The organism is Pseudomonas sp. 05T35, assembly GCF_056396605.1.
The window spans coordinates 1-2,559 of sequence record NZ_JBFTLU010000659.1 but is presented as its reverse complement, the minus strand read 5'-3'; the positions used below and the strand labels follow the sequence as shown (position 1 = coordinate 2,559).

Annotated in this window: 2 protein-coding genes and 1 pseudogene; all 3 read right to left on the bottom strand. The window is 59.7% G+C overall.

Going from position 1 to position 2,559, the window contains the following annotated elements; genetic code table 11:
• Window positions 1–842: pseudogene (locus AC1DH9_RS28530) on the bottom strand (2-isopropylmalate synthase); the annotation flags it as partial.
• A gap of 482 nt (window positions 843–1,324) precedes the next feature.
• Window positions 1,325–2,146 carry a peptidoglycan DD-metalloendopeptidase family protein gene (locus AC1DH9_RS28525; protein ID WP_427544399.1) on the bottom strand — a complete coding sequence of 274 codons (822 nt, stop codon included), beginning with the start codon at window positions 2,144–2,146 and terminating at the stop codon, window positions 1,325–1,327.
• A 3-nt stretch (window positions 2,147–2,149) separates the two neighbouring features.
• Window positions 2,150–2,559 (bottom strand): exodeoxyribonuclease VII large subunit (locus tag AC1DH9_RS28520; protein WP_477809271.1); only part of this gene is annotated, 410 nt, incomplete at its 5' end.

The following is a 2,559-nucleotide window of genomic DNA, read 5'->3' as shown; positions in this document are numbered from 1 at the left end:
TGGTTGCACTCTTCAACGACTTTGCGCACGCCGTCGATGTCGGAGAAATCCAGCTCAGGGTCAACGCCCTGGGTGTAGAGGTTCAAGGCCACGGTGACCAGGTCGACGTTACCGGTGCGCTCGCCGTTGCCGAACAGGCAGCCTTCAACACGGTCGGCGCCCGCCATCAGGCCCAGCTCGGTGGCCGCAACGCCAGTGCCACGGTCGTTGTGGGTGTGCAGGCTGATGATCACGCTGTCACGACGGTTGATGTGACGGCCGAACCATTCGATCTGGTCGGCGTAGATGTTCGGTGTAGCGCATTCGACGGTGGCCGGCAGGTTGAGGATGACCTTGTGCTCAGGCGTCGGGTTCCAGACCTCGATCACCGCGTCGCAGACTTCCTTGGCGAATTCCAGTTCAGTGGCGCTGAAAGTCTCTGGCGAGTATTCGAAGGTCCACTCGGTTTCCGGCTGCTGGGCGGCGTATTTGACGAACAGCTTGGCGGCGTTCACGGCGATGGCCTTGATCCCGTCCTTGTCCTGATTGAAGACAATCCGGCGGAAGGAAGGGCAGGTCGCGTTATAGAGGTGAACGATGGCTTTTTTCGCGCCACGAAGGGATTCGAAAGTCCGCTCGATCAGGTCTTCACGGCCCTGGGTCAGTACCTGGATGGTGGTGTCGTCCGGGATGTGGCCGTCTTCGATCAGGGTCCGCACGAAGTCGAAGTCGGTTTGCGAAGCGGCCGGGAAGGAGGCTTCGATTTCTTTCACGCCGACGGCGACCAGGGTTTTCCAGAAGCGCAGCTTTTTCACCGCGTCCATTGGCTCGATCAGCGACTGGTTACCATCGCGGAGCATGCTCATCGGAAAATCCTTATTGTGTGGGCCGAAAAAAGGCGGCCTGCCGGTGGATCAAAAAAACGTTGGATAAAACGTGGGACGAGGCACCGCGATTCAGCCCGGCAGTCGTGCGCTGACGAGGCACAGGCTGCGGTGCTGGCGGAGCTGAATGAGGGTGTGAGAAGTTTTCATGTCTTCAACCCTAACCGCGGGGGTGGAAGATGGCAAGCAGTCGAAAAACTTTGAGATAAATACCCGAAAAGTCTTTTTTATCGAGATTTTATTGCTGTGTGTGGCTGCAATTGTTGTGATGTTTGCGTGAGGGTTGGGCTAAGCGCAATTGAAGATTCAGGCAGCGGGAAGTTCTTCGGTACCTGTGAAATTGTCATCGCGAGCAGGCTCGCTCCCACAGTGGATTAGGGGTGTGCACCAAATCTGTGGTCACACCGATACCCTGTGGGAGCGAGCCTGCTCGCGATGAGGCCAGTGGCCTTGTCCAGCATTCAGGGCTGGAACGCGCCGATGAAAATCGCCGGGTCTACGCGCGCATCGTTCAGGCTGACGTTCCAGTGCATGTGCGGCCCGGTCGCACGACCGGTGGAGCCGACTTTGCCGACCACGCTGCCGCGCGTCAGTTGCTGGCCGACTTTCACATCGATTTTCGACATGTGGCAGAACATGCTGATGAAGCCCTGGCCGTGGTCGACGAATACCGTGTTGCCGTTAAAGAAGTAGTTGCCGATCAGGATCACCTTGCCGGCCGCCGGGGTCTTGATCGGCGTACCCGCCGGCACCGCGAAGTCCAGGCCCGCGTGGGGATTGCGCTCTTCGCCGTTGAAGAACCGGCGCACGCCGAACTTGCTCGACAGCGGACCATTGACCGGTTTGTCCAGCAGCAGGTTGCTCGGCGTCACCGGGCTGAAACTGCGATAAGCGCGAACCTGTTCGTCCAGCTCGGCGTCGATGCGTTTCAGGTCGTCCGGGTTCGGATTGACCTGACGCTGGTTCTTCAGGGTGATGTGCTGTTCCGGGTATTTCTTGTTGCCGACCATGAAACTCAGGTTACGGCCACCGCTACTGAGCTGCTGGTTGCCGGGTTTGACGGTCAGCGGCACGCCGACAATCGCCAGCCAGTTGTTCTGTTCCTTGATCACCAGCACCGGTTTGCCTTGGTAGCTGGCCTTGGGCGCCTGAGCCGAAGTGCCCAGGTCGACTACCGCCACACCGCCGGGCACCGGTTTGTTCAGCAGGCGCGTGATGTAGCTGTCGGCGTGGGCGTTGAAGGTCAGGCAAAGCAACAACAGCGGTGCAAGAAAACGCGGCATGGATCAATCCAGTAAAGAAAGGGTGACGGGCGTCAGGTGATTGTCTTCAACCCGGACCTGCAATTGGCCTTCGCCGAGTATGGCTTTCAGGCGTTGGCCGTTTTGGGTCTGCGCAGCGCTGCGGATCGCGTTACCGCGTTCATCGAGCAAAATGCTGTAACCACGCCCCAGTGTCGCCAACGGGCTGACTACGTGCAGGGTTTGCATCTGGGTTTGCAGTTGCAGGCGACGGGCCTTCAGACCTTCGCGCATCGAGCGCGGCAGGCGCTCGGCGAGGCTGTCGAGGCGCTGGCGCAGCAGCGCCAGTTGCCGTCCCGGATGTTGCCCGGCGAGGCGGGTTTCGAGACGAATCAGTCGTTCGCGACGGGTATTGAGACTGCGCTCGAAAGCCCGGCGCAGGCGCATGTCCAGGT